The 23,515-nt window shown below is 66.9% G+C and carries 21 protein-coding genes and 1 pseudogene; 10 read left to right on the forward strand and 12 right to left on the reverse strand.

The window, feature by feature from the left end; translation table 11 throughout:
* The 7 genes and pseudogenes from RTI28_RS29055 to RTI28_RS29085 form a co-directional block, all read right to left on the reverse strand.
* Positions 1-126: pseudogene (locus tag RTI28_RS29055) on the reverse strand (restriction endonuclease); the annotation flags it as partial.
* 124 nt (positions 127-250) lie between these two features.
* Positions 251-1,492, reverse strand: a complete 1,242-nt coding sequence (locus RTI28_RS29060) for an OprD family porin (protein ID WP_316923690.1) — start codon at positions 1,490-1,492, stop codon at positions 251-253.
* A gap of 195 nt (positions 1,493-1,687) precedes the next feature.
* On the reverse strand, positions 1,688-3,004 hold the full coding sequence (locus RTI28_RS29065; RefSeq protein WP_316923691.1) for an MFS transporter: 1,317 nt from the start codon (positions 3,002-3,004) through the stop codon (positions 1,688-1,690).
* A gap of 73 nt (positions 3,005-3,077) precedes the next feature.
* Positions 3,078-4,130: a lactonase family protein gene (locus tag RTI28_RS29070; protein ID WP_316923692.1), complete on the reverse strand. Its 1,053-nt coding sequence runs from the start codon at positions 4,128-4,130 to the stop codon at positions 3,078-3,080.
* Positions 4,131-4,227: 97 nt separating this feature from the next.
* Positions 4,228-6,906 (reverse strand): aconitate hydratase AcnA, encoded by a 2,679-nt coding sequence (gene acnA, locus RTI28_RS29075; protein ID WP_316923693.1) that lies wholly within the window; start codon positions 6,904-6,906, stop codon positions 4,228-4,230.
* Positions 6,907-7,084: 178 nt separating this feature from the next.
* On the reverse strand, positions 7,085-7,969 hold the full coding sequence (locus tag RTI28_RS29080) for a LysR family transcriptional regulator (protein ID WP_316923694.1): 885 nt from the start codon (positions 7,967-7,969) through the stop codon (positions 7,085-7,087).
* An 11-nt stretch (positions 7,970-7,980) separates the two neighbouring features.
* Positions 7,981-8,532, reverse strand: a complete 552-nt coding sequence (locus tag RTI28_RS29085) for a TetR/AcrR family transcriptional regulator (RefSeq protein ID WP_316923695.1) — start codon at positions 8,530-8,532, stop codon at positions 7,981-7,983.
* A 144-nt stretch (positions 8,533-8,676) separates the two neighbouring features.
* On the opposite strand from RTI28_RS29085, the gene RTI28_RS29090 reads away from it, so the two are divergent.
* Positions 8,677-9,474, forward strand: a complete 798-nt coding sequence (locus tag RTI28_RS29090) for a crotonase/enoyl-CoA hydratase family protein (protein WP_316923696.1) — start codon at positions 8,677-8,679, stop codon at positions 9,472-9,474.
* Positions 9,475-9,570: 96 nt separating this feature from the next.
* Positions 9,571-10,446 carry an alpha/beta fold hydrolase gene (locus RTI28_RS29095; protein WP_401254103.1) on the forward strand — a complete coding sequence of 292 codons (876 nt, stop codon included), beginning with the start codon at positions 9,571-9,573 and terminating at the stop codon, positions 10,444-10,446.
* Here RTI28_RS29095 and map read toward each other — a convergent pair.
* Together map and RTI28_RS29105 are read right to left on the reverse strand one after the other, a co-directional pair.
* The gene (gene map, locus RTI28_RS29100) at positions 10,443-11,210 is read right to left on the reverse strand and encodes a type I methionyl aminopeptidase (protein ID WP_316923698.1); all 768 of its coding nucleotides are present in this window, start codon (positions 11,208-11,210) and stop codon (positions 10,443-10,445) included. The genes RTI28_RS29095 and map overlap by 4 nt on opposite strands.
* Positions 11,207-11,461: a ParD-like family protein gene (locus tag RTI28_RS29105; protein ID WP_042130507.1), complete on the reverse strand. Its 255-nt coding sequence runs from the start codon at positions 11,459-11,461 to the stop codon at positions 11,207-11,209. The genes map and RTI28_RS29105 overlap by 4 nt, the downstream gene beginning before the upstream one ends.
* Before the next feature lie 162 nt (positions 11,462-11,623).
* Between RTI28_RS29105 and RTI28_RS29110 the strand changes: the two genes are divergently transcribed.
* The 8 genes from RTI28_RS29110 to RTI28_RS29145 all read left to right on the forward strand — a co-directional run bounded on the left by RTI28_RS29110 (position 11,624) and on the right by RTI28_RS29145 (position 20,232).
* On the forward strand, positions 11,624-12,226 hold the full coding sequence (locus tag RTI28_RS29110; protein ID WP_316923699.1) for a CDP-alcohol phosphatidyltransferase family protein: 603 nt from the start codon (positions 11,624-11,626) through the stop codon (positions 12,224-12,226).
* Positions 12,227-12,253: 27 nt separating this feature from the next.
* Positions 12,254-14,008 carry a bifunctional alpha/beta hydrolase/class I SAM-dependent methyltransferase gene (locus tag RTI28_RS29115; RefSeq protein WP_316923700.1) on the forward strand — a complete coding sequence of 585 codons (1,755 nt, stop codon included), beginning with the start codon at positions 12,254-12,256 and terminating at the stop codon, positions 14,006-14,008.
* Positions 14,008-15,327: a phosphatase PAP2/dual specificity phosphatase family protein gene (locus RTI28_RS29120; protein ID WP_316923701.1), complete on the forward strand. Its 1,320-nt coding sequence runs from the start codon at positions 14,008-14,010 to the stop codon at positions 15,325-15,327. The genes RTI28_RS29115 and RTI28_RS29120 overlap by 1 nt, the downstream gene beginning before the upstream one ends.
* Positions 15,324-15,779: a hypothetical protein gene (locus RTI28_RS29125; RefSeq protein ID WP_316923702.1), complete on the forward strand. Its 456-nt coding sequence runs from the start codon at positions 15,324-15,326 to the stop codon at positions 15,777-15,779. The genes RTI28_RS29120 and RTI28_RS29125 overlap by 4 nt, the downstream gene beginning before the upstream one ends.
* A 9-nt stretch (positions 15,780-15,788) precedes the next feature.
* Positions 15,789-16,412: a lysophospholipid acyltransferase family protein gene (locus RTI28_RS29130; protein ID WP_316923703.1), complete on the forward strand. Its 624-nt coding sequence runs from the start codon at positions 15,789-15,791 to the stop codon at positions 16,410-16,412.
* Between the two features lies 1 nt (position 16,413).
* On the forward strand, positions 16,414-17,346 hold the full coding sequence (locus RTI28_RS29135; protein ID WP_316923704.1) for a phosphatidate cytidylyltransferase: 933 nt from the start codon (positions 16,414-16,416) through the stop codon (positions 17,344-17,346).
* 223 nt (positions 17,347-17,569) lie between these two features.
* A complete protein-coding gene (gene hpaD, locus RTI28_RS29140; protein ID WP_316923705.1) occupies positions 17,570-18,490 on the forward strand; it encodes a 3,4-dihydroxyphenylacetate 2,3-dioxygenase in 921 nt (306 codons plus the stop codon).
* A gap of 443 nt (positions 18,491-18,933) precedes the next feature.
* Complete coding sequence (locus RTI28_RS29145; protein ID WP_316923706.1) at positions 18,934-20,232, forward strand: FAD-binding oxidoreductase; 1,299 nt, start codon at positions 18,934-18,936, stop codon at positions 20,230-20,232.
* Positions 20,233-20,241: 9 nt separating this feature from the next.
* On the opposite strand, the gene RTI28_RS29150 is transcribed toward RTI28_RS29145, so the two are convergent.
* From RTI28_RS29150 to RTI28_RS29160, 3 genes are all read right to left on the reverse strand, one after another.
* Complete coding sequence (locus RTI28_RS29150) at positions 20,242-21,204, reverse strand: FecR family protein (RefSeq protein ID WP_316923707.1); 963 nt, start codon at positions 21,202-21,204, stop codon at positions 20,242-20,244.
* A complete protein-coding gene (locus RTI28_RS29155; RefSeq protein ID WP_316923708.1) occupies positions 21,201-21,710 on the reverse strand; it encodes a sigma-70 family RNA polymerase sigma factor in 510 nt (169 codons plus the stop codon). The genes RTI28_RS29150 and RTI28_RS29155 overlap by 4 nt, the downstream gene beginning before the upstream one ends.
* Positions 21,711-21,964: 254 nt before the next feature.
* Positions 21,965-23,500, reverse strand: coding sequence for an MFS transporter (locus tag RTI28_RS29160; protein WP_316923709.1), 1,536 nt, complete (start codon positions 23,498-23,500; stop codon positions 21,965-21,967).
* Positions 23,501-23,515 lie beyond the last annotated feature (15 nt).

Consider the following 23,515-nt stretch of genomic DNA (forward strand, 5'->3'; position numbering starts at 1 on the left):
GGAGACGCCCTGGGGCTCGCCGTCGGCACCGCGCTGGGCAAGGACCGGGTTGCCGAAGTTGATGGCGGCGCGCAGCACGCCGTCGGGGGCGAGTTCCTGGAGGATGGCGGGGGTTACAAGGGGCATGTTGGACTCCAGCGATGAGGGTGATCTCTCGGGCCTCATCGCGGGCAACGCCCGCTCCCACAATGTCCGCGGCAACACCGAACCCTGTGGGAGCGGGCGTTGCCCGCGATGAGGTCCTCAAGGCTTACCAGATAGGCAAGGTATAGGAAACGATCAGGCGATTCTCGTCGGCACCCCGGGCGAAGCTCGAGCGATAGGCCGCATTGCGCCACTTGATGCCGACATTCTTCAGCACCCCGTCCTGGAACACATACCCCACATCGGTATTGCGCTCCCACTCGCGCCCGGGGTTGGCCGAAGTCGCGGCATCGGCGTGGTCGCCCTTTACATAACGGCTCATGAAGGTCAGACCAGGGATACCGACGGCGCTGAAATCATAGTCATAGCGCACCTGCCAGGAACGCTCCCCCGGCTCGGCGAAGTCATTGATCTGGATGTAGTTGGCCAGGTATGGGTCGGTGCCATTGATGAACGGCATCGAGGTATCGCCGTTCATCTTCTGCAAGCCCACGCCGAAGGCATGCCCGCCCAGGCTATAGGTGAACATGCCGCTCAAGGCCCCGCTGTCGATGCGTCCGCCACGGGCGGCGCCGCTGTCGTCGCTGAGCATGTAGCGCACATCGCTCTTCAGCTTGCCGGGCCCGACGGCCAGGGTATGGACCAGGCCGAGGAAGTGCTGGCGATAGACCTCTTCCAGCCCGGCATACTGGTAGCTGAGCACCGTCTGCTTGCCGAGGGCGTAGTCGGCACCGCCGATCAGCAGCGCATCACCCTCGGCGGCGGCGCGGAAGCGGCGGTTCTTGTTGTTCAGGGTCAGGCCGACGGCGTTGGTCGAATCACGGTCGGTCATGCGCTCGAAGCGGGCGCCGCTCAGGGTCAGGTCGGCGATGCCCTTGACCGTCAGCAGGCCGCCGTCGAAGGTCTGCGGCAGGATCCGCCCGGTGTTGGCCTGCAGGGTCGGCAGCTTGGGAATCAGGGTGCCGTACTTCAGTTCGCTGTTGGCGATGCGCACCTTGGCGGTCAGGCCGACCCGGCCGAATTCATCGGCGGCGCGACCATCGTCGTGGGTCGGCAGCAGGCCGCTGCCGGTGCGGTCGGGACTGGAATCCAGCTTGAGGCCGAGCAGGCCCATGGCGTCGAGGCCGAAGCCGACGGTGCCGGCGGTATAGCCGGAGCGCAGGTCGAGGATGAAGCCCTGGGCCCACTCCTCGCGCTTGTTCTGCCCGGCACCGTCGCGAAAGTCTCGGTTGAAGTAGTAACTGGAGGTCTGCAGGCTGGCCTTGCTGTCCTCGATGGAGCCCGCGGCGCTGGCCAGGCAGGGGGTCAGGGTGACGAGGGTGGTGATGATCTTCTTGTTGTTGTGCATCGGCGGGTTCCGCTTTTTATAGGTATGGGGGTGCCGTGGCCCACGGGATCGGAGGCCAGGCAGGAAGATTTGGTTGAATGGTTTTGGGCCTGCCTTGCAGGCCTTCGCGGGCAAGCCACGCTCCTACTCACGGCCTGCGCATGCCCTGTAGGAGCGTGGCTTGCCCGCGAAGGACCGCAGAGCGGTCCCCGATAATCAATGCGCCGAAGCTGCCACTGGCTGACCCGACTCCTTGTTGTTCACCCGCATCAGGGCCGTCATCAGGAAGGCAATCGCCAGCAACCCGCTGAGGAACAGCAACCCGGTCGCCGCGCTCTGGCTATTACCCTTGACCACGCCGATCATCGACGGCCCGACGAAGCCGCCGAGGTTGCCGATGGAGTTGATCACGGCGATCGACACCGCCGCCGTGGTGCGGTCGAGGAACAGCGTCGGCAGCGCCCAGAACGGCGACTTGAAGCTGTACAGCCCGGACAGCGCGACACAGATCATCGCCATCGACAGCAGCGGACTGCCCAGCATCCCGGCCCCCACCAGGCCCAGCGCGGCCACCAGCAGCGGCAGCGCCGAGTGCAGCTTGCGCTCGTTGCGCCGGTCGGAACTGCGCGACCAGAGGACCATGGCCACGGTGGCGACGATGTACGGCAGCATGGCGATCAGGCCGATCTCGGTGTGGCTCAGGCTGCTGGAGAAGCCCTTGATGATCTGCGGCATCCAGTAGCCGACGCCGAGGCTGCCGCACTGGTAGACGAAGTAGATGAAGGCCAGGTAGAGCACCTTGGGGTTGGTCATGGTCCTGAACACGCCCAGGCTCTTGACGTTCTTGCGGCCTTGGCGGTCGCGCTCAAGCTCGGCGAGCAGCCATTCCTTTTCCTCCGGTTTGAGCCACCTGGCCTGTTCCGGCTTGTCGGTGAGGAAGAAGTAGCAGGCGATGCCCAGCAGCACGGCAGGAATGCCTTCGAGGAACAGCATCCAGCGCCAGCCGCTCCAGTCGAACCACTTGACGTTGTCCATGATCCAGGTGGAAAGCGGTGCGCCGATGATGTAGCTGACCGGGATCGCCGCGGTGAACAGGGCCACGGTGGTCGCCAGCTCTCTGGAGCGGAACCAGTAGGTCAGGTAGACGATCACCCCGGGGAAGAACCCGGCCTCGGCCACACCGAGGAGAAAGCGCAGCACATACAGCTGTTCGGCGCTCTGCGCGAACGCGGTGCCGGCGGCGATCAGGCCCCAGGTCACCAGGATCCGCGCGATCCACACCCGCGCGCCGAACTTGTTGAGCATCACGTTGCTCGGCACTTCGAAGAGGAAGTAGCCGATGAAGAAGATCCCGGAGATGAAGCCGAAGGCCTCGCTGCTCAGGGCCAGGTCCTTGTTCATCTCCAGCGCGGCGTAGCCGATGTTGGCGCGATCCAGGTAGGAGACGATGTAGAGCAGGAAAACGAAGGGGATGATCCGCCAGGTGACCTTGCGGACGATCGCGTGTTCATCGAGCGTATTGTTCTTGTTCATGGCGACCTCTCGGGAAGCTAGCTTGCGCCCGCTCCGTGCTTTTTTGTAGTGACCGGGCCGAAACCCGGATGGATCAGGCGGAAAAGACCATGCACACCGGACTGCCGGTGCCCAGGCTGAAACCGCTGTCGCTCAGGCAGCCGGACCGAGGGTCGACGGCCAGGGCGACGATGGAATCGCTGTCTTCATTGAGAGCGAAGAGAAAACGCTGGTTGGGCGTCAGGGTGAAGAAGCGCGGGGTCTGCCCGCCGCTCGCGGCGAACTGCACGGGCTCGAGCCGGCCGCTGGCAGCGTCGATGGCAAAGACCGCGATGCTGTCGCTGCCACGGTTGGAGGCGTAGAGAAAGCGCCCGTCGGCACTGATCTCCAGCTCCGCCGCGCGGCTGTTGCCGGTGTGGCTCGACGGCAGCGAGGGCACCACCTGCACCGGCTGCAGGGCGCCACTCGCCGGGTCGAAGCGATAGCTGGTGAGCGTCGAATCCAGCTCGTTGAGGGCGAAGGCCAGCGGCGCCCGTGGGTGCATGGCGACATGCCGCGGCCCGGCACCTTCACGGCTGGCGACGAAACCCTGCTCGGTGGGCACCAGGCGACCGTCGTCGAAACGGAACACGAAGATCCGGTCCAGGCCCTTGTCCGGCACCAGGACGAACTGGCCGCTGCCATCGAACAGATTGAAATGCGGTTTGGCGAATGCCTGCTCGACCCGGTGCGGGCCGAGGGGGCCGTGCAGGGCGACCAGCTGGACCAGGGCGCCAAGGGCGCCGTCGGCATTGACCTCAAGAACGGCCAGGGTGCCGCTGACATGATTGGACACCACCAGGAAGCGCTCGCTGGGGTCCAGGGCCAGGTGCACCGGGTTCTTGCCCTCGCAGCTCTGGCGGTTGAGGAAACTCAGCTGGCCGCTGGCCGGGTCGACGCGGAAGGCGCTGACTTCGCTGCGATCGCCGTGCACTGCATAGAGGCGGTCGCCACGCCGGTTGAGGGTGAGGAACGAGGGGTTGACCAGGTCCTCGACCAGTTGCACCAGGGTCAGGCGGCCCTGCTCCTGGTCGACGGCGAAGACACTGATGCCATCGCCGCGGGCATTGCGTTCACGGGTGGTGCGGGAGCCGACGTAGGCGTACATGGGTGTCTCCGAAAACTGTTGTTGTTCTTCAGGGCCTCATCGCGGGCAATGCCCGCTCCCACAAGGTCCGCGGTGCGTTGCTCGCGATAGGGGCGACTCAGGACTTGGTTCTGGCCACCACCTTGCGGATCACATAGGGCAGCACCCCGCCATTGCGCAGGTAGCGAACCTCCTGCAACGAATCGATCCTCACCCCCAGCCCGATCTCCTGGCGCCCGCCCGAGGCCCGGTGGATCAACAGGGTCACCGGGTTGTCGCCGACCTGCAGGTCATCCAGCCCGAGGAAATCCAGCTGCTCGCTGCCGTCCAGGCGCAGGTCGTCCACGCCCTGCCCCTCGCGGAACTGCAACGGAATCACCCCCATGCCGATCAGGTTGCTGCGGTGGATCCGCTCGATGCTGCGCGCCACCACCGCCTTTACTCCAAGCAGCGCCTGGGCCTTGGCCGCCCAGTCGCGGCTGGAGCCGGCGCCGTAGTTGATCCCGGCGAACACCACCAACGGCGTGCCTTCGGCGGCATAGCTTTTCGCCGCCTCGTACAGCGGCAGGCACTGCTGCCGGTCCGCGGTCCAGGCCCAGGCGCCCTGCCCCGGCTGTTCGTCGCCGAGCAGGCGGTTCTTCACCGACTTGTTGGTGAAGGCCCCGCGCAGCATGACTTCGTGGTTGCTGCGCCGGGTCGAATACTGGTTGAGGTCCTGCGGGTCCTCGCCATGCGCCAGCAGCCATTGCCCGGCCAGGCTGGTCGCGGGGATCGCCCCGGCCGGCGAGATATGGTCGGTGGTGACGTTGTCGCCGAGCACCATGAGTACCCGCGCGCCCTCGATGGCCAGGCTGGCCTTGGCCTGTGCCTGGATATCGGCGAGGTACTGCGGGCGCCGCAGGTAGGTCGATTGCGCGCTCCAGGCAAAGCGCACGCTGCCCTCGGCAGACAGCGCCTGCCAGTGATGGCTACCGTCCCAGACGCTGGCCAGGCGCTGCCGGAAGAATTCCGGACGCACCACCCGCGCCACCTGCCCGGCCACCGCGGCATCCGTCGGCATCAGGTCATGCAGGTAGATCGGCTGACCATCGGCGCCCATGCCCAGCGGATCACGGGTCAGGTCGATATCGATGCGCCCGGCGATGGCGTAGGCCACGCACAGGGCCGGCGACGCCAGGTAGCCGGCGGGCACCTTCGGGTTGACCCGGCCTTCGAAGTTGCGGTTGCCGGACAGCACCACCACGCCCTTGAGGCCCTGGTCGGCGAAATCCTCGACATGCGTCTGGAGCTTGCCGGAGTTGCCGATGCAGGTCATGCAGCCGAAGCCGGCCAGGTCGAAGCCCAAAGCGGCGAAGTCCTCCAGCAGCCCGGCCTCGGCCAGGTAGTCGGCGACCACCCGCGAGCCAGGGGACAGCGAGGTTTTCACCCATGGCTTGGGTTGCAGGCCAAGCTGGCGGGCACGCCGGGCCAGCAGGCCGGCCTGGATCATCAGCGACGGGTTGGCGGTGTTGGTGCAACTGGTGATGGCTGCCATCACCACCGCGCCATGGCCGATAGCCTCGCCGAACGAGGGCTCGAAGAAGCTCTGCGCGGCGGGACCGGCGATCAGCCCCTCGCCACCCAGCACAGCCTTGCGGAACGACGCGCCGGCGTCCGCCAGCGACTGGCGCTGATGCGGCTGGTGCGGGCCGGCGACGCTGGGTTCGAGGCTGGCCAGGTCGAGTTCGATCAGCTCATCGAACTGCGGCTCGGGCAGGTCATCGCGGCGCCACAGCGGCTGGGCTTTCATGTAGGCCATGATCTGCCGGCGCAGTTCGTCGGGACGGCCGCTGAGCTCCAGGTAATTCAGGGTTTCGTCGTCGAACGGGAAGAACACCACGGTGGCGCCGTATTCCGGGGCCATGTTCGCCACCGTGCCACGGGCCGCCCAGCCCAGGGTCGAGAGACCGGGCCCGGTGAACTCGACGAACTTGCCCACCACCGAACGCCGACGCAGGATCTCGGCCACGTGCAGGGCCAGGTCGGTGGCGGTGACGCCCGGGCGCAGGGCATTGCGCAGGCGGATACCGATGACCTCGGGGAAGCTGATCGGCACCGGCTCGCCGACCATCGCCGCCTGCCCTTCGAGACCGCCGACACCCCAGCCGAGCACGCCGATGGCATTGATCATCGGAGTGTGGCTGTCGGTGGCGACCATGTCGTCCGGGTGCAGCAGGCGCCGGCCATCGGCGCTGCGGCTTTCCCAGACCACCCTGGCCAGGACCTCCATGTTCATCTGGTGAATGATCCCGGTACCCGGTGGAATCACGCCGAAGTTGTCCAGGCTCTTCTGCGCCCACTTGATGAAGCGGTAGCGCTCGCTGTTGCGGCGGAAATCGATGTCCAGGTTGGCCTCGACCGCATCGGCCTGGGCGTAATGCTCGACGATCACCGAATGGTCGATGGTCAGCACCGCCGGAATCAGCGGGTTCATCGCCTGCGGATCGCCGCCCAGCTCGGCGACCACGTCGCGCATCCCGGCGAAATCGGCCAGCGCCGGCAGGCAGGTGGTGTCGTGGAACATCAGGCGGTTGGGCTGGAACGGCACCTCGCAGACCGGGCCTTCGCCGATGGCACGCAGCAGTACCGACGGCAGAGCCCGCGGCGAGCAGCGCGCGACGTTCTCCAGGAGGATGCGGATCGAATACGGCAGGCGTGCCAGTTGCTCGGGGCCAAGCAGCTTGTCGAGGTCGACGTAGGCGAAGACCTGCTGGTCGATCACCAGGGAGGAAAGAAGGTCGCGGGCTGTCTCGGTCATGCGCTCATCGCTCGGCTTTTTTTAGTCGTTGGCGGGACCGGGCAGAGGCCGGACACCGTCGATGGGGCCGATACTAGGAGCTGGGCGAAGGGATGAAAATTGATCAATCACCATGGTAGCGTTCTCCAAACGAGAACGCTGGTGATACTTCTGGGGCTGCTTTGCAGCCCCAATGGACTCAGGCCGTTTGCAGATGGTCGATGAAGGTACGCAGGGTTGGCGACGCCGCGTCATATTTGCGGAAGGCCAGGAGCAGCGAGCGCTCGGCCCAGGGTTCGTCCAGGGCCAGCGCCTTGAGCCCATGGCTGCGCTGGTACTGGCTGACCACGCTGCGCGGCAGCACCGCCACGCCAAGACCATTGGAGACCAGGCGGCACATGCAGTCGAAGCTGCTGATGCGGATGCGCAGGCGTAGCGGCAGGTCGAGTTTCTCTGCCTCGCGGGTGAGCAGGTTGTGCACCGAGCTTTCCAGGTGCGGGCCGACGAACTCGTGCTCCAGGGCATCACGGAACGCCACGCGCTTGCGCTGGGCCAGGATGTGGTCGGCGGGCACCACCAGCACCAGCTGGTCGCGCCGGTACGGCAAGGTCTCAAGTCCCTGGGCGGCAGTCTGCGCAGCGATGATGCCGAGATCGGCGCGACCATCGGCCACCGCGCGCACCACCGCCGAGCCGACCCGCTCCTCGATGTCGAACTTGATCTGCGGATACAGCGCGGCGAAGGCGGCTACATCCTGGGGCAGGAACTGCGACAGCGCCGAGGTGATCGCGTGGATGCGGATATGCCCCTTGACCCCGCTGGCGTACTCGCCCAGTTCGCTGTCGAGCTGGGCCAGGGTCTGCTTGAGCTGGCGGGCGTAGAACAGCAGCGACTGTCCGGCCGGGGTCAGGTCGACGCCGCGGGCGTTGCGGATCAGCAACGGCGAGCCGATCTGCGCCTCCAGCTCGCTGATCCGCTTGCTGATCGCCGACACCGCCAGATGCTTGATCCGCGCGGCGCGGGTGAGATTGCGCTCCTGGGCGACGGTGATGAACAGGTCGAGGCTGGTGAGGTCGTAGCGCATCAATGGGCTCCTCAATCCGCCAGCAGTTTCAGGGCCCGGCGGGTCACCCGTTCGATGTAGGCCGGATCCCCGTGGATCCGCGCCAGAAGGATCGCTCCCTCGTAGTCGGCGACCAGTTGCTGGCCCAGTTCCTCGGCCCCCTCCAGCGCCGCGAACAGCCGCGTGCAGGCGGCCGCCCAGTCGGCGAAGAAAGCGCGGATCGGCGTCATCAGTTCCGGCTTGCCATAGCTTGCGTCCACCGCCACCACCCCCATCAGGCAGCCGATGGCATCGTCCTGGAACAGGCGCAGGGCCTTGCGTCCCATCTTCGCCAGGCGCTCGGCGGGACTCAGGCGCGGGTCCTCGGCGATGCTGAACAGATGCACGGCCAGGCCGCGGTGGGTCCATTCGAGGACGTCGCGCAGCAGCGACTCCTTGTTCGGATAGTGGTGATAGAACGACGCCTTGGTCAGGCCACAGGCCGTCGCCAGGGTATCCATGGTGGTGCCGTGGTAACCGAGGCGCTTGAAGGTGATGGCGCACTGATTGAGCAAATCGTCGCGGGAAATCTTCGGCGGGCGCATGGGAAAACCGGTCTCTCGATCAAGGCCGGTGATTCTAGGGTATAAGCCTGCCCTGCTCAATTTGACGATTACCAAACGTTTGTTTAGTTTCAACGCGCAAACCAAACAAACGGTAAGTAACCCATCATCGCAGGAGAGCAAGGAATGACTGAAGCCAACAGCGGCCCGGGCCGGGTCACTCGTGAACAGCGCGGCCAACTGCTGCTTATCGGCCTGGACCGGGCCGGCAAGCGCAACGCCTTCGACAGTGCACTGCTGAGCGACCTGTCGCTGGCCCTGGGCGAGTACGAGGGCAACGCTGAACTGCGTTGCGCGGTGCTGTTCGCTCATGGCGCGCACTTCACCGCCGGGCTGGACCTGATGGAACTGGCGCCGAAGCTGGCCGGCGGTGCCTTCGCCTACCCGGCCGGCGGCCTCGATCCCTGGGGTGTCAGCGGCACGCGGCGGCGCAAGCCGGTGGTGGTCGCGGTGAACGGCACCTGCTGGACCGCCGGTATCGAGCTGATGCTCAACGCCGATATCGTCGTCGCCGAGCGCGACGCGCGCTTCGCCCATCTGGAAGTGCTGCGCGGCATCGCCCCGCTGGGCGGATCCAGCGTGCGCTTCACCCGCGCGGCGGGATGGAGCACGGCCATGCGCTACCTGCTCAGCGGCGATGAATTCGATGCCGCCGAGGCCCTGCGCATGCGCCTGGTGAGCGAGGTGGTCGAGCCGGGACAGGCGCTGCAGCGGGCCATCGAGCTCGCCGACAAGGTTGCCCGCGCCGCGCCGCTGGGCGTCCAGGCCACCCTGGAGTCGGCCTTTGTCGCGCAGGACCAGGGCGATGCCGCGGCCCTGGCACTGCTCGACGAACAGATGCTCAGGCTGATCCGCAGCGAGGATGCGCGGGAGGGCGTGATGGCGATGATGCAGAAGCGCGAGGCGGTGTTCAAAGGTCGTTGAAAGCCGGCTGACTTCATCGCTGACAGGCCAGCGCTGCCAGAACGGCAGGTAACTCGTTGATTTGACAGGGGCCCTGTGGGAGCTGGCTTGCCAGCGATGACGCCATCGAATCCACCCCGAACAGAAGGGAAAAACGTGCAGATCCGCCTCACCACCCGCGACGGCTACGCCCTCGCCGCCACCCGCTACGACGCCTGCGGCACGCCCCGCGGCAACCTGATCATGGCCGGCGCCACCGGCGTGCAGCAACGCTTCTATCGACGCTTCGCCGAGCACGCTGCGCGCCAGGGGTTCACTGTGCTGACCCTCGACTATCGCGGCGTCGGCCAGTCACGCCCGGCCTCACTCAAGGACTTCGAGATGTCCTACCTGGACTGGGCCCGCCAGGACCTCGCCGCCGCGGTCGAACTGCTGGCCGCGGACAAACTGCCGCTGTACTGGGTCGGGCACTCCTTCGGCGGCCATGCCATCGGCCTGCTGCCCGACCCCTCGGCCATCAGCGCCTGCTACAGCTTCGGTAGCGGTGCCGGCTGGGCCGGCTGGATGCCCCCGCGCGAAGCGCTCAAGGTACGCCTGCTGTGGGGCTGCGTCCTGCCGTTGATCGTTGCCTGCCGGGGTTACATGGCCTGGAGCCTGCTGGGCATGGGCGACGACCTGCCGCTGGGGGTGTACCGCGACTGGAAACGCTGGTGCCGCTACCCGCACTACTACTTCGACGACCCGGACATGCAGCCGCTGCACGACGCCTACGCCAGGGTCCGCATGCCCTGCGTCTTCGCCACCGCATTGGACGATCCCTGGGCACCGCCGCGCTCCCGGGACGCCTTCGTCAAGGCCTACCGCAATGCGCCGCTGACCCTGCGCGACCTGCGCCCGACGCCGGGACGCGGGCTGGGGCACATGGGCTATTTCCGCGAAGGCAGTGAGCCACTGTGGGACGAAGTGCTGAACTGGCTGGTGCGCCAGGGCTAGCGATCTTCCGGCCAGGTGGTCAGCACCTCGAAGCCATCCTCGGTCACCGCCACCATGTGCTCCCACTGCGCCGACAGCGAGCTGTCGCGGGTGACCACGGTCCAGCGGTCGGCCAGGGTCTGGGTCTGGCGCTTGCCGGCGTTGAGCATCGGCTCGATGGTGAAGATCATCCCCGGCTTGAGCTTCATGCCGTAGCCGGGCTGGCCGAAGTGCAGGACCTGCGGTTCGTCGTGGTAGATGCGCCCGATGCCGTGCCCGCAGTACTCGCGTACCACGCTGAAACCGGCGCCCTCGCCCACCGTCTGGATCGCATGGCCGACATCGCCGAGGGTCGCCCCCGGCTTCACCGTGCGAATCCCCGCCCACATGGCCTCGAAGGTCACGTCCACCAGGCGCCGCGCCTCGGCGCTGATCTGGCCCACGGCATACATGCGGCTGGTATCGCCGAACCAGCCGTCCTTGATCACCGCGGTGTCGATATTGACGATGTCGCCCTCCTGCAGCACCCGCGACGAGGGGATGCCGTGGCAGACCACCTCGTTGACCGACACGCACAGGGTCTTGGGAAAACCGTGGTAGCCGACGTTGGCCGGAATGGCCTTCTGCACGTTGACGATGTAGTCGTGGCAGATGCGGTCCAGCTCATCGGTGCTGATCCCCGGCTGCACATGCGGGGCGATCATCGCCAGCACGTCGGCGGCCAGTTCCGCGGCGACCCGGGCCTGGGCGATCTGTTCTTTCGAGTGAAATGTCACACCTTTCAATGCTGGGCCTCCATGGCAAGGGCGATGGGCGTGCCTTCGAGGGCGCAGACACGCTTGAGATCGAGGCCGCCCTGTTGCTCGGCCTGGATCAGCAGGCGGCAGATTTCGTTGTGGTTCAGGTCCGGGTGCAGTTCGGCGAGCATGCCGATGCGCATCCAGTGTTCGGCCTGGGCGTTGATCGAGCGACTGAGGGCGTTGCTCGCTACGCGAAGGCTCTCATGCATGGATTCCGAGATCTTTACGATACCCACGGAAATCTCCTATACGAAATGTAGATGCTTCGTATATTAACCGAAAATTTGCACTGGGTAACATTTCCCGCTCGACTCGCTGTACGACGGCGCGCTGGAAAAGCACAGTTTCGCGCTTACGCTTGTCCAGGCCACCGGGAAAAATTCAAGGAAGTCAGTCGCGTGCCATCCATCTACCAGCTCAAACCGCGTTTCCAGGCGCTGCTGCGTCCTGGCGTCACCCGCCTGCAGCAACGCGGCGTCACCGCCAACCAGGTGACCCTGTTCGCCGCCGTGGTCTCGGTGCTGCTCGGCCTGCTGCTCGCCTGGGGTCCGCAACACCCCTGGCTGTTCGCCCTGCTGCCGCTGTGGATGCTCCTGCGCATGGCGCTGAACGCGGTCGACGGCATGCTCGCCCGCGAGTTCGGCCAGCAGTCGCGCCTCGGTGCCTACCTCAACGAACTCTGCGACATCATCGCCGACAGCGCCCTGTACCTGCCCTTCGCCCTGCTGCCCGGGGTTTCGCCGCTGCTGGTGGTGCTGGTCGTGATCGCCGCCCTGGTCAGCGAATACGCCGGGGTCATGGGCCCGCTGGCCGGGGCCTCGCGACGCTACGACGGCCCCATGGGCAAGAGCGACCGCGCCTTCGTCTTCGGCGCCCTCGGCCTGGCGGTGGCCTGCGCCGTGCCCGCCGCCTGGGTCGACGGCGTGCTGCTGGTGGTCCTCCTGCTTTGCCTCTATACCCTGTACAACCGGGTGCGCCGCGGTCTGGCCGAAACCCGCTGATCTCCCCGCCGGATAAGGAAACGTCCCATGCGCCAGGCGCACTCGCTGCACTTCACCACCCATGACGGCGTCGAGCTGTTCTACCGCCATTGGCCGGCGCAACGCGAGCCGGGCCAGGAAAAACGCGCGCTGGTGCTGTTCCATCGCGGCCACGAGCACGGCGGACGCATGGCCCACCTGGTGGACGAGCTGAACCTGCCCGACCACGACTTCTTCGCCTGGGACGCCCGCGGCCACGGCCAGTCCCCCGGCACCCGCGGCGACAGCCCGGGCTTCGCCCACAGCGTGCGCGACGTGCAGACCTTCATCACGCATATCGGCCAACAGCACGGCATCGCCGAGGAGGACATCGCCGTGCTCGCGCAGAGCGTCGGCGCCGTGCTGGTGACGACCTGGGCCCACGACTACGCACCCAGGGTCCGCTGCCTGGTGCTGGCCTCGCCGGCCTTCGACATCAAGCTCTACGTGCCCTTCGCCCGACCTGGCCTGAAGCTGCTGCGGGCCTGGCGCGGCAACTTCTTCGTCAACAGCTACGTCAAACCGCAACTGCTCACCCATGACCCGGAGCGCGTGCTGTCCTACCGCAGTGACCCGCTGATCGCCCGGCCGATCTCGGTGAACATGCTGCTCGGCCTGTACGACGCCGCCGACCGCGTGGTGGCCGATGCCCAGGCGATCCAGATTCCCACCCAGGTGCTGATTTCCGGGTCCGACTTCGTCGTCCGGCGCAAGCCGCAGGAACAGTTCTTCGACCGTCTTGGCACCCTGCACAAGGAAAAGCACATCCTGCCCGGCTTCTTCCACGACACCCTCGGCGAACGCGACCGCGGCCATGCCCTGGCGCGGATCCGCCGCTTCGTCGGCGAATGCTTCGCGCAGCCGGCCAGCCGCCCGTCGCTGCTCGCCGCCGACCGCCAAGGCGCCAGCTGCGCCGAGGCCGAAAGCCTGGCCGCGCCATTGCCCAGGTACTCGCCGGCCAACCTCTACTGGCAGGCCACCCGCGCCTCGCTGCGCCTGGGCCGGCAGTTCTCCGAGGGCATCAGACTGGGCTTCGATACCGGTTTCGACTCCGGCAGCACCCTGGACTACGTGTACCGCAACCAGCCGACCGGCAAGGGTGGCTTCGGCCGCCAGGTGGACCGCAACTACCTCGATGCCATCGGCTGGCGCGGCATCCGCCAGCGCAAGCTGCACGCCGAAGAACTGCTGCGCTTGGCCATCGAGCGCCTGCGCGGGCAAGGACGCGCGGTGCACATCGTCGACATCGCCGCCGGCCACGGCCGCTACATCCTCGAAGCGCTGCAGGGCCTGGAGCAGCGTCCCGACTCGATCCTGCTGCGCGACTACAGCGAACTGAACGTCAGCCAGGGCAGCGCGCTGATCGACGAGAAGGGCCTGGCCGATATCGCCCGTTTCGTCCGCGGCGACGCCTTCGACCGCGCCTCCCTGGCCGCCCTCGACCCGCGCCCGACCCTGGCGGTGGTGTCCGGGCTGTACGAGCTGTTCCCCGACAACGACCTGATCCGCGCCTCCCTCGCGGGCCTGGCGGAGGCCGTCGAGGACGGCGGCTACCTGGTCTACACCGGCCAGCCGTGGCACCCACAACTGCAGATGATCGCCCGCGCCCTGACCAGCCACCGCGACGGCCAGCCGTGGGTCATGCGCCGGCGCAGCCAGGCGGAAATGGACCAGCTGGTGGCGGCCGCCGGCTTCCGCAAGCTGGAACAGCGCATCGACGAGTGGGGCATCTTCAGCGTCAGCCTCGCCCAGCGGGTGCGCTGATGCACGCGCCACGGGAGGCCGGGCTGATCAGACGCGGCGTGTTCTGGCTGCTCCTGCTCGGCCCGCTGTTCTTTCTCAGCTACGGCCTGAGCAACCATTTCACCGCCCAGCGCAACGATGTCGGCAGCCTGGTGTTCGCCTGGGAACGCAGCATTCCCCTGTGGCCCTGGAGCATCGTGCCGTACTGGTCGATCGACCTGCTCTACGGCCTGTCCTTCCTGCTGCCGCACAGCCGCCGGGAAATGGACCTGCATGCCCTGCGCCTGCTCAGCGCCCAGCTGATCTGCGTGGCCTGCTTCCTGCTCTGGCCGCTGCGTTTCACCTTCGAGCGCCCCGAACTGGAAGGCCTGTTCGGCTGGCTGTTCGATGTGCTGATGGGCTTCGACAAGCCCTACAACCAGGCCCCCTCGCTGCATATCGCGCTGCTGGTGATCATCTGGGCGATGTTCGCCCGGCATACCCGCGGCCTATGGCTGCGTGGCCTGATGCACGGCTGGATGGCGCTGATCGGGCTGTCGGTGCTGACCACCTGGCAGCACCATTTCATCGACCTGCCCACCGGCGCCCTCGCCGGTTTCCTGTGCCTGTGGCTGTGGCCGCGGGAAGGTGTCTCGCCGCTGCGCCTGGCGCGCCTGCCGGCCTCGGCGCAGCGTTATCGGCTGGCGGCGCGCTATGCCGTCGGTGCTGCCCTGTTCGCCACGCTGGCCTTCGTCCTGCAGGGCAGCTGGCTGTGGTTGCTGTGGCCCGGCGTGGCCTTGTTGCTGGTGGCGTGCAACTACGCGCTGATCGGTGCCGGCGGTTTCCAGAAACGCGCCGATGGCCGCCAGTCCTGCGCCGTGCGCTGGCTGCTGGCGCCTTATCTGGCCGCGGCCTGGATCAATTCGCGCCTGTGGACCCGCCGTCATCCCCAGGCCGACGAGGTCTGCGACGGGGTGTTCCTCGGTCGTCTACCGGCCCGCGGCGAAGCCGGACAGTTCGCCAGCCTGATCGACCTGTGTGCCGAACTGCCGCTACACCCCGCCCCTGGCCAGCATTACCGCAGCCTGCCGAGCCTGGACCTGGTGGCGCCGGACACGACCCTCTGCCGTGACGCCGCGCAGGCCATCGAAGCCTTGCGCGGCCATGGCCCGCTGCTGGTCTGCTGCGCCCTCGGCTACTCGCGCAGCGCCAGCGCGGTGGCGGCCTGGCTGGTGCTGAGCGGGCGCTGCGCCGACGTCGAGGGCGCCGAAGCGCTGATCCGCCGTGCCCGCCCCGGCGTGGTGCTGCACCCGGCCCATCGCCGCCTGCTGGCCCAATTGCCCCCGGGAACCTGCCCATGAGCGAAGAACCGCAACTGGCCCTGACCGCGCGCATGCTGCGACGCGGTCGCCAGCTCGAACGCCTGTCCGACGGCATCAGCCTGATCGCCCTGGCCGTTGGCCTGGCGCCCCTGTTCGTCGCGGCCCGCCACCCGCTGCTGGCGGGCATGCTCTGCGCCCTGCTGCTGATCCTCGGCCTGGCGCAGAAGTACCACGCCCTGCGCGTGGCGCTGGATGCCGAGCTGATCGGCAACCTGGCCGAAGACGCCGGGCGCCTGAGCAGCCGCACCCGCGCCCTCGACCAGAGCCTGCACGAACTGCGGCTCAAGGCCGCCGGACGCGAGCGCGACTGGCTGTCGCGCTGTCACGGCGCCTTGCGCCTGCTGCGCTGGCAGGCCATCTGCCTCGGCCTGCAGGTCGCCGTGGCGCTGTTCGGTCTGCTGCTTCTTCCCTGGCTCCCACTGGCTGCATAAGGACCCATCATGCTCGCCACCTTCACCGCCTTCCTCATCACCTCCTTCGCCCGCCTGGTCACCGGCGCCCGCGCCCTGTGGCTGGGCTGCACTCCGCTGCCGATCCAGCGCCTGTACTACGCCAACCACAGCAGCCACGGTGATTTCGTGCTGATCTGGGCGGCCCTGCCGGACACCCTGCGCCGACGTACCCGGCCGGTGGCCGGGGCCGACTACTGGCTCAAGCCGGGGCTGCGCAGCTTCCTGATCCAGAAGGTGTTCAACGGTGTGCTGCTCGATCGCCAGCGCAGCGACCCGCAGGGCGATCCGCTGCAACCGGTGAAGGACGCCCTGGCCCAGGGCGATTCGCTGATCTTCTTCCCCGAGGGCACGCGCAACCTCGGCGACGAGCCGCTGCTGCCGTTCAAGAGCGGCCTGTTCCATCTCGCCGCCTCGTGCCCGCAGATCGAAGTGGTGCCGGTGTGGATCGCCAACCTCAACCGGGTCATGCCCAAGGGCCGCACCCTGCCCCTGCCACTGCTGTGCACCCTGAGCTTCGGCGAGCCGCTGCAGCTGCAGGCGGACGAAAGCAAGCAGGCCTTCATCGAACGGGCCAGCCAGGCCCTGCTCGCGCTCGCGCCCAAGGAGGTCTGAGATGGAACACAACACCTGGCCCCTGTTCGCCGGCATCGGCGCCCTGCTGCTGCTCGCCAGCATCGTCGGACGGCTCCTGAAATGGCGCGCCGGCCCCGGCCCGCACGCGGTGATCGACAACCTCAACGCCCGCATCGACGCCTGGTGGGTGATGGTCCTGGTCATCGGCCTGGCCTTCATCTTCGGCAAGACCGGGGTGATCGTGCTGTTCTACCTGGTGTCGTTCTACGCCCTGCGCGAGTTCATCACCCTCACCCCGACCCGACGCGGCGACTACCCGGCGCTGGTCCTGGCGTTCTACGTGGCGCTGCCGGTGCAGTACCTGCTGATCGGCTTCGACTGGTACGGGCTGTTCAGCATCTTCATTCCGGTCTACCTGTTCCTGCTCCTGCCGATCCTCGCCAGTTTCGGCGGCGACACCACGCGCTTCCTCGAACGTGCCTCGAAGGTGCAGTGGGGGCTGATGATCGCGGTGTACTGCCTGTCCTCGGTGCCGGCGCTGATGACCCTGGACATCCCCGGCTTCGAGGGGCGCAACCTGCTGCTGATCGCCTGGCTGATCCTCGTGGTGCAGATCAGCGACGTGCTGCAGTACGTCTGCGGCAAGCTGTTCGGCAAGCGCAAGGTGGCGCCGTCGCTGTCGCCGTCGAAGACCCTCGAAGGCCTGGTCGGTGGCGTGGCCCTGGCCACCCTGGTCGGTGCCGCGCTGTACTGGATCACCCCGTTCAACCCCTGGCAGGCGGCGCTGATGGCGCTGGTGGTGAACGTCATGGGCTTCTTCGGCGGCCTGGTGATGTCGGCGATCAAGCGCGACCGCGGGGTCAAGGACTGGGGGCACATGATCGAGGGGCATGGCGGCATGCTCGATCGCATGGATTCGGTGTGCTTTGCCGCGCCGATTTTCTTTCATTTCGTCCGCTACTGGTGGGCCTGACTGGATAGGCCAGACACCCCGTGGCAAGCTGAATCAAATGGGTGGCAGAGGAAGGCAAGCAGCACGCCAGGCAACCGTGTCCAATGGGCAGCCAGCATTTCCCGGGTCGGGAGGTGCCAGGCCTGACCAACAAGAGCCGACAATGGCCGGTATCGCCTGCGTGCCAACACCCCCATAATCGCCGCGCCCCGACCGAGGGCGTCCGCCACCAGGAGTTACCGTCATGGGCAAACTTGCTCTGGCTGCCAAGATCACCCACGTTCCCTCCATGTACCTGTCCGAACTGCCCGGCCCGCGCCAGGGCTATCGCCAGGCCGCGATCGATGGCCACAAAGAGATTTCCCGGCGCTGCCGCGAGCTGGGCGTCGATACCCTGGTGGTGTTCGACACCCACTGGCTGGTCAACGCCAACTACCACATCAACTGCAACCCGCACTTCAAGGGCACCTACACCAGCAACGAGCTGCCGCACTTCATCGCCAACATGGACTACGAAGTGCCGGGCAACGCCGAGCTGGGCCGGCTGATGGCCGAGGAAGCCAACCGCTGGGGCGTCGAAACCATGGCCCACGACGCCACCAGCCTCGGTCCGGAGTACGGCACCCTGGTGCCGATGCGCTACATGAACGCCGACCAGCACTTCAAGGTGGTCTCGGTCTCGGCGCTGTGCACCTCGCACTACCTCAACGACAGCGCGCGCCTGGGCTGGGCGTTGCGCAAGGCGGTGGAGGACCACTACGACGGCACCGTGGCGTTCCTCGCCAGCGGTTCGCTGTCGCACCGTTTCGCGCAGAACGGCCAGGCCCCGGAATTCGCCGACAAGGTCTGGAGCCCGTTCCTGGAAACCCTCGACCACCGCGTGGTGCAGATGTGGCAAGACGGCGAGTGGGAAGCGTTCTGCAGCATGCTGCCGGAGTACGCGGTCAAGGGCCACGGCGAAGGCTTCATGCATGACACCGCGATGCTGCTGGGTGCGCTGGGCTGGTCGAAGTACGACGGCAAGGCCGAGGTGGTGACGCCGTACTTCGGTTCGTCGGCGACCGGGCAGATCAACGCGATCTTCCCGGTGACCCCGCAGGATGGCTCGGCGGTGCCGGCGGCGCAGGCGTCGGCGGGGCAACTGGCGGCGGTCGGGCGGTTGTAGGCATCCCAACTCCCCTTCCCCTTGTAGGAGCAAGCTTGCTCGCGAACGGCGGCGCAGCCGTCGTAAACCCTGAGTCCCGAATCTGCCTGACACACTCGGGGCTCAGGTTTCATGGCCGCTTCGCGGCCAATCGAGGATAAATCCGCTCCTACGAGGATCCGCGTCGTTTCACCCTCGCCAATCAAATCCAACAGCAGAATCGTTCGGCGGTGCCGGCATCGCCACTCCCCCTTCCCCTTGTAGGAGCAAGCTTGCTCGCGAACGGCGGCGAAGCCGTCGTAAAGGCCCCCCGTCGTTTCCCCTTTCTTCTGGCAGCCCCGATCAAATCCGACAGCAGGCTGAGTCAAGAACCTACCGCTCGTTAGGCATTTAATGCAAAGTGTAACAAGCGCTCCCGGTCGCCCTTGCCGCCTCAGCCAATTCCAACTATTCAGGCCGCCACCATGATCAACGTCGAAGCCCCCACCTATTACTCCGCCACGCGCAAGTACAACCTCGCCTTCCCCACCCTGGAAGACGATATCGAAGCCGATGTCGTGGTGATCGGCGGCGGCTTTTCGGGGATCAACACCGCCCTGGAGCTGGCCGAGAAAGGCATCACCAACATCGTCGTGCTGGAGGCGCGCTACCTGGGCTTCGGCGGCACCGGGCGCAATGGCGGGCAGATCATGGCCGGGATCGGCCACGACCTGGAGAAGATCAAGCGCAGCGTCGGCGACAAAGGCCTGCAGCAGATCTTCGAGATCGCCGAAATGGGCGCCGGGATCATCAAGGAGCGCATCGCCAAGTACGCCATCGACGCCGACTTCTGCCACGGCTACGGCTACATGGGCTTCAACGCCCGCCAGGAACAGACCCTGCGCACCTGGGAAAAGGAATTCCGCAAGGTCAACACCAGGGACGAGATCCGCTTCCTCGCCGGCAGCGAGGTCAAGCAGATCATCGGCTCCGACGCCTACAGCAGCGCCCTGCTGCACATGGGCGGCGGCCATGTGCACTCGCTCAACCTGCTGCTCGGCGAAGCCCAGGCCCTGGTCGGCCACGGCGCACGGATCTACGAGCACAGCGCCGCCCTCGAAGTGCGCTACGGCGACACCATCACCGTGCGCACCGGCCGCGGTTCGGTGAAAGCCGGCAAGCTGCTGTGGGCCTGCGACAGCTTCCTCAACAAGCTGGAGCCGGAACTGCACAGCCGCACCATCAACACCTATGCCTTCCAGTTGATGACCGAACCGCTGCCCGAGGAACTGATCCAGCGCATCAGCCCGATCCGCGGCGCCTACAGCGATATCCGCCCGGTCATCGACTACTACCGGGTCACCAACGAGAATCGCCTGCTGTTCGGCGCCGCCACACCATTCGTGGAACACATCCCCAACGACCTGAAAGCGTGGAACCGCGCGCTGATGCTGAAGATCTTCCCCTACCTCAAGGACGTGAAGATCGACCTGGCCTGGGGCGGCCCGATGGCCACCAGCGCCAACCTGTTCCCGCAGATCGGCACCCTCAGCGGCCGGCGCAACGCCTTCTACGTGCAGGGCTACTCCGGCTTCGGCGTGACCCCGAGCCACATCATCTGCAAGATCCTCGCCGAGGGCATGGCCGAAGGCTCCAGCCGCTACGAGCTGATCGCCTCGGTGAAGCATGCGCGGATCATCGGCAAGGACCACCTGCGCCCGGCGATCCTCACCGCGGCCAAGACCCTGCACCAGCTCTCCGGCTTCTTCAACGGCCGGCGCTGAGCCGCCGCTTCAGGCCCGCTGGGCGCGAATCAGGAGCAGATAGTCGGTCACCTGGAGCACCTGGATCGGCAGGCTCTGCTGCAGGATCTCCAGGGTCTGGCGGCTGTCGTCGAGAGGGAAGCGTCCACTCACCCGCAGGTCGGCGATCGCCGGCTCCAGGCGCATCCAGCCCTTGCGGTAGGCGCGCAGCGCCTCGATCAGGTTGCCCAGCGGTTCGTTGTGCACCACCAGCCAGCCTTGCAGCCAGGCGGTTTCCATGGAGCCCATCGGGGTCTGTTCGAGCACCCCGCGGGCGTCGAACCAGGTCACCCGGCCGGCGCGCAGGGACAGCGCCGGGGCGCCGGAAGGCTGCAGGCGGAGGTCTTCGCGCAGGCTGACCAGGCGCGAACGGTCGGCCAGTTCGCGCAGCGCCAGTTGCCCACCGTGGCTGTACAGGGTTCCGGACGCGGTCTCGATCGCCAGTGGCCGGCTGGCCAGCGGTGCCACCTGTACCAGCATTTCCCCTTCGTGCAGGCGCAGGCGGCGCTGTTCGCCATCGAACCACAGCGACACCCGGCTGCGCGCATTGAGCTGCAACTGGCTGCCATCGCTCAGGCGCCAGCTGCCACGCTCGGCGGTGGCGGTGCGGTACTCCTGCGCGGCGCCGCCGCCAAGGCCTTGTGTCCCGCCGAGCCAGGCGCCGCCGCCGACCAGCAGGCTGACGCCCAGCGCCGTGCGCAGGAACGCGCGGCGGCCATCGGGTTGTTCGAGGCTGCTGAGCAACGGCTGGCTGGCCCGGCCACGCCATGGCGACTGGCGAAACGGCGCCAGCCCGGCCAGCAGGCGCTGATACACCTGGCGGTGATGGCTGGAGCGGTTGCGCCAGTGCTCCAGTTCAGCCTGCTGGTGGTCATCGAAGGCCCCCGACTGCAGGCGCACCATCCACTCGATGGCCTCCTCCGCCACCGGATCGTCGAGGCGCTGCGGGTTCATTCTTCCAGCCCCAGGTAGCAGCAGCGCAGGGCCTGGGCCATGAGCTGGTGGATGCGCCCGAGGGACAGGCCCAGGCGCTGCTGGATCTGCACGTAGGTCAGGCCTTCCAGCTGACTGAGGACGAAGACGCTGCGGGCCTGGCGGGACAGGCCCTCCAGCAGGCGATCGATGGCTACCAGGCTCTGGATCAGCATCAGTTGCTCCTGGGGCGAGGGCTGCAGTTCTTCGGGGACCAGGCTGAGTGACTGCAGGTAGGCTTTTTCCAGATCGCGGCGGCGCCAGGTCTCGTACATCAGGCGCTGCGCGATGGTCGTCAGCAGGGCCCGCGGCTCACGGATCGCCTCTGGATCGGGGAGCATCCAGACGCGCAGGAAGGTTTCCGCGGCGATGTCCTCGGCGCTGTGGTTGCAACCGGTGCGAAACGCCAGGCGTGAGCGCAGCCAAAGATAATGCTGCTGGAAGATGCGGGTCACGGTCTGCTGCTTGAGCAGGTTTTGTCCATTCATGGTCTGACAATCTTCTGCGGGACTGCACACGCCATCGGACAAGAAGGTGGTGGCCGGTCAGGTGATCGGTTGACTGCTTCCCTGGCAGTTGAGTCGAGTCTGCATCAGGGCAATCATCCTGAAAAATAATAAAAAATGTTACAACCATTCCTTTAAGACATATGGTTCCCGACCCGAATGGCGCTGCAACGCAGCCGGATTGCTCACGGCAATCCGGCTGCGCCAGCCTGATCGGAAACCCGCGACGGCAGGGCTCACTGCACCGCCAGCGCCCCCCTCTCCTGCTGGCGCAGTGGCCGCAGCAAGGCGCCGATGACCAGGGTCAGGACCACGATCACCGCCGCCAGGAACCACAGCACGCCGTGGAACGCCGCGTCGTAACCGCCGCGCAGCAGATCGCCGACCAGCTCGGGCTGCGCCACACCGCGCAGCACGCCTTCGAGGTTGCCGGCAGCGACGCTGTCGATCCAGCCGCGCACGGTGGCCGGGTCGCCACTGAGGCGGGCCAGTTCCTGGCGCAGCTGGTCATCGAGCAGGGTCGCCAGCAACGAGCCGTACACCGCCACGGCGATGGCCTCGCTGCCCAGGCGGAAGGTATTGAGCAGGCCGGCGGCCATGCCGGCCTTCTGCTCCGGTACGGTCTTCAGCGCCAGGCCATCCACCAGGCCGGCGGACAAGCCCATGCCCACGCCCACCAGCAACAGCGGTGCGGCGAGATGCCAGAGCGCCGCATGGGCCTGGGCCAGCAGCGCCAGGCCGACCACGCCAGCCAGCAACGCCAGCAGGCTGGCCTTGAGAATGGCCACCGCGGAAACGCCTTTGGCCGCCCATTTACCCGCGAGAATCGGGCAGAACAGCATCGGCACGGTGAGCAGCAGCATGGCCAGCCCGGCCTGGGTCGGCGCCAGTTGCAGGACCCCGAACAGGTAGCTCGGCAGGTAGGTCAGCAGGGTTACGAAGCCGAACGAGGCCGCCACCGTGACCAGCGCCAGCCCGACGAAGGGCCCGCTGGTCAGCAGCGACAGGTCGAGCATCGGTTGCCGGTGGCGACGTTCCTGCCAGGCGAACAGCACCAGCAGCAGCGCCGACAGCGCCACCAGGCCGAGCACGCCCTGGCTGCGCCAGCCCCACTGCGAACCCTGGACGATGGCCACCATCAAGGCCAGCAGGGCAAGGATGAACAGCAACGAACCAAGCAGGTCGAAACGCGCCGTGCGTTCGGCCAGTTGGCCGTCGCGGGTGATCAACGGCGTGCCCAGCAGCACCAGGCCGAGGGTCAGCAGGTGAGCCCAGAAGATCGCCCGCCAGCCGAAGCTTTCGATCAGCAACCCGGACAGGGTCGGGCCGAGGCTGACGCCAAGGCCGGCGACCGTGCCGAACAGGGCGAAGGCGCGCAGCCGCGCCGCGCCGTCGAAGTGCGTGGACAGGATGGCGATGCCGCAGGAGAAGATCGCCGCCGCGCCGATCCCGGCCAGCGCCCGCCCGACATCCAGCACCCAGGCCTGGCTGGCCAGGGCCGAGATGACCGAGGCCAGCACGTACAGGCTGGCGCCGACGACGAAGCAGCGCTTGCGCCCCAGGCGGTCGGCCAGCGCACCCCAGGCCAGGGTGAAGCAGGCGAAGGTCAGGTTGAACGCATTGACCACCCACTGCAGCTGGGCCAGCGAGGCATGAATGTCATTGCCGATCGCCGGCAGGGCCAGCGCGGTGCCGGAGATGGAACTGGGGACGACGAAAATCGCCAGGAGAATGGTGCCCAGCAGGGCGTTGTCCGAGAGCTTGCTGTTCATGGGTCCGTCCAGAGG

It is taken from the genome of Pseudomonas sp. zfem002, assembly GCF_032621685.1.
Lineage (GTDB): Bacteria > Pseudomonadota > Gammaproteobacteria > Pseudomonadales > Pseudomonadaceae > Aquipseudomonas > Aquipseudomonas japonica.